The organism is Catellatospora sp. NPDC049609, assembly GCF_040675365.1.
Lineage (GTDB): Bacteria > Actinomycetota > Actinomycetes > Mycobacteriales > Micromonosporaceae > Catellatospora.
In genome coordinates this window covers 1-3,185 of the sequence record NZ_JBFAOU010000374.1, presented here as the reverse complement: position 1 = coordinate 3,185, position 3,185 = coordinate 1, and the positions used below count along the sequence as shown (strand labels likewise).

Sequence of the window (3,185 nt, the reverse complement as noted above, 5' to 3'; positions counted from 1 at the left end):
CGTATCTGGGGTGGTCAAAAACCCCCCCCCCGGCGGCCCTGAGCCGTCCGGCAGGTGTCAGCTGACGACGGTGAAGCCCGCCCGCAGGAGGTCCTCCTCGCGCGAGGAGCGGCCGACGAGCAGCTCGAACGCGCCCGCTTCGACGACCCGCACGCCGCGGGCGTCGACGATGGTGCAGTCCGCGACGGGCAGGGTCAGCTCGACCGTGCGGGTCTCCCCCGGCGCGAGCTCCACCTGGGTGTACGCCTTCAGCTCCTTGTCGGCCCAGGTCGCCGAGGTGACGGTGTCGCTGACGTAGACCTGCACGGTCTCCAGGGCCGGGCGCGGGCCGGTGTTGCGCAGCGTGACCTGCGCGCGCACGGTGTCGCCGGTGGTGACCGTCGGGGTGAGCACGCGCAGGTCGGCGTACTCGATGGTGGTGTAGCTCAGGCCCTGGCCGAACGCGAACGCCGGGGTCTGCGTCAGGTCGGCGTAGCGGGTGCCGTGCTGGCCGCGCAGCTGGTTGTAGTAGGTCGGCTGCTGCCCGGCGTGCCGGGCGAAGGAGACCGGCAGCCGCCCGGCCGGTTCGATCAGGCCGAGCAGCAGCTCGGCGACGGCCTGCCCGCCGCGCATGCCGGGGTTGGCCGCGTACACGATCGCGGCGGCGTTCATCGCCGACGGCGGCAGCACCAGCGGCTTGGAGCTGACCAGCACCACGGTCATCGGGGTGCCGGTGGCGGCGAGCGCGTCGAGCAGCGCGATCTGGGCGCCGACCAGCTCCAGGGTGGCGGTGGACTTGCCCTCGCCGACCAGCTCGATGCGGTCGCCGACGACCGCGACGACGTGGTCGGCGTCGCGGGCGGCGGCCACCGCCTCGGCGATCATCTGCTCGTCGGGTGCGCAGGGGATGACCACGTGCGGGCGGGGCTGGCCGTCGGGGAAGGTGTCGCCCTCCGGGTCGGGCCCGGCGGTGAGGATGTCGGCGCCGCGGGCGTGGGTGACGGTCCAGCCCGCCGGGACCTGCGCGCGCAGCCCTTCCAGCACCGTCGTGATCATCTCGCGGGGGTGGCCGTCGGGCAGCCAGTCGGCCTGCCCGGAGGCGCCCGCCCAGTCGCCCAGCATGGTGTGCGGGTCGTCGGCGTTCGGCCCGACCACGGCGATGCGGCGGGCCCGGCCGTCCGCCGGCGCGGCGGCCCGCCCGTCCGGCCCAGCCGTGAGCCCGCCGGCCAGCGGCAGCGTGCCGTCGTTGCGCAGCAGCACCAGGGAGCGCCGGGCCACCTCGAGGTTGAGGTCGGTGTGCGCGGCACAGGCGATGACCTCGGCCTGCCGGGCCGGGTCGGGGCGGCGCGGGTTCTCGAACAGGCCGAGGTCGAACTTCAGCGTCAGGATGCGGGCGACCGCGGCGTCCAGGTCGGACTCGTCGAGCAGGCCCTTGGTGATCGCGTCCTGCGCACCCTGGAAGAACTCGGGCGTGGTCATCACCATGTCGTTGCCGGCGCGCACGGCGGCGGCCGACGCCTGGGCGTGGTCGGCGTAGATGTGCTGCTCCCACACCATGCGCCCGACGTTGTCCCAGTCGGTCACCAGCGTGCCGCGGTAGTCCCACTCCCCGCGCAGCACGTCGTTGAGCAGCCAGTCGTTGACCGTGATCGGCACGCCGTCCATGGACTGGTAGCCGAGCATGAAGGTGCGGCAGCCCTCGCGGGCGACCCGCTCGAACGGCGGCAGGAACCACGAGCGTAGCTTGCGCCGGGAGATGTCGGCCTCGCTGGCGTCGCGGCCGCCCTGGGTCTCGGAGTAGCCGGCGAAGTGCTTGGCGCAGGCCAGGATCGCGGTCGGGTCGTTCAGGCCGTCGCCCTGGTAGCCGCGCACCATCGCCGAGGCGAACTCGCCGATGAGGAACGGGTCCTCGCCGAAGGTCTCGCTGACTCGGCCCCAGCGCAGGTCGCGGGTGATGCACAGGACCGGGGAGAAGGTCCAGTGGATGCCGGTGGCGGCGACCTCGACGGCGGTGGCCCGGGCGGCCCGCTCGATCAGAGCGGGGTCCCAGGTCGCGGCCATGCCGAGCTGGGTCGGGAAGATCGTCGCGCCGACCCAGAAGGAGTGGCCGTGGATGCAGTCCTCGGCGATGAGCAGCGGGATGCGCAGCCGGGTGCCTTCGGCCAGCGCGGCGGCTTCGAGCACGCGCTCCGGGGAGGTGTGCAGGATCGAGCCGACGTGCATGTCCTCGACCAGTCGGCGGACGCCGTCGCGGGCGTCGAGCTGGAGCATCTGCCCGACCTTTTCCGGTAGCGTCATCCGTCCGATGAGGTCGGCCACCCGCTGCTCGGTGGGCAGCGTGGGGTCGAGGTATGGCGGGCGGGAGTTCACGGGACGGTCCTTTCCCGGACGCGGCGGCATCCTTGGTGACGAGCGGTGCGCGCACGCGCTCCGGGCTTCGTCGATCGGAGAGCGCTCTCCGATGGTACATAACTCCCGCCCCGGGACCACCCCGGCGGGCGTCGCGAATCCCGCGAGCCGTGCGGCTCGCGGGATTCGCGACGCCGCGGTCGCGCAGCACGGCCAGTGCCGCGTCGAGCGCTGCGGACAGCGGCTCGATCGACTGCGCGGTCTGGTTGAGCAGCAGCCCTCCCCGCACGCTGGACGTCGACGGCGGCCGGACCGGGGTGGCCGTGGTGGCCCGCCTGACCGTCCGGGCGGGTCAGCCGCCGGTGGGCGGGTCGCCCAGGCGGCGGCGCAGGATCTCGATCATCGCGTTGGCCGCGGCCAGCTGGTACTCCAGGTCCACGATGCGCACGGCGGCGTCCAGCCGGGTGCCGTCGTCGACCAGATGGCGCGCGCGGTCGGCCCGCTCCAGGTCGTCCCGGCTGTAGCGGCGGTGCCCGCCGCCGGAGCGGTGCGACCGGAACAGGCCCGCCGACTCCACCGCGCGCAGGAACGCCGGGCTCACGCCGATGGCCTGCGCCGCCGTGCCCATGTTGTATCCGGGGAAGTCGGCGTCACCCAGCACCGGGGCGCGGTCGGCGCCCTGCATCATCTGGGCGCGCTCGGCGCCCCGCATCGGCTCGGTCATCGTGGGATCCGTCCTGTGCGGGCCGGCCCCGGGCGGCGGGTGCCCCGGTACGCGCTGACCGTCGACGGCGACGCGGGCTGGCTGCGCGACGAGCCGGGCGTCCGGCTGATCGACCTGGACGGCGCGCACGCGG

General features: G+C 74.2%; 2 protein-coding genes and 1 pseudogene. 1 reads left to right on the top strand and 2 read right to left on the bottom strand.

The window, feature by feature from the left end; all coding sequences use genetic code 11:
* Window positions 1-57 precede the first annotated feature (57 nt).
* Both AB0J67_RS40205 and AB0J67_RS40200 read right to left on the bottom strand, forming a co-directional pair.
* Window positions 58-2,349: a glycoside hydrolase family 3 N-terminal domain-containing protein gene (locus AB0J67_RS40205; protein WP_363490932.1), complete on the bottom strand. Its 2,292-nt coding sequence runs from the start codon at window positions 2,347-2,349 to the stop codon at window positions 58-60.
* 331 nt (window positions 2,350-2,680) lie between these two features.
* Window positions 2,681-3,052: a MerR family transcriptional regulator gene (locus AB0J67_RS40200; RefSeq protein WP_363490930.1), complete on the bottom strand. Its 372-nt coding sequence runs from the start codon at window positions 3,050-3,052 to the stop codon at window positions 2,681-2,683.
* Window positions 3,053-3,094: 42 nt separating this feature from the next.
* Between AB0J67_RS40200 and AB0J67_RS40195 the strand changes: the two are divergent.
* Window positions 3,095-3,185, top strand: a pseudogene (locus AB0J67_RS40195) (ABC transporter ATP-binding protein); the annotation flags it as partial.

What these genes read in the sequence shown, in the direction of transcription:
- AB0J67_RS40200 (WP_363490930.1), bottom strand. Translation starts at nt 3,052, where the DNA reads ATGACCGAGCCGATGCGGGGCGCCGAGCGCGCCCAGATGATGCAGGGC.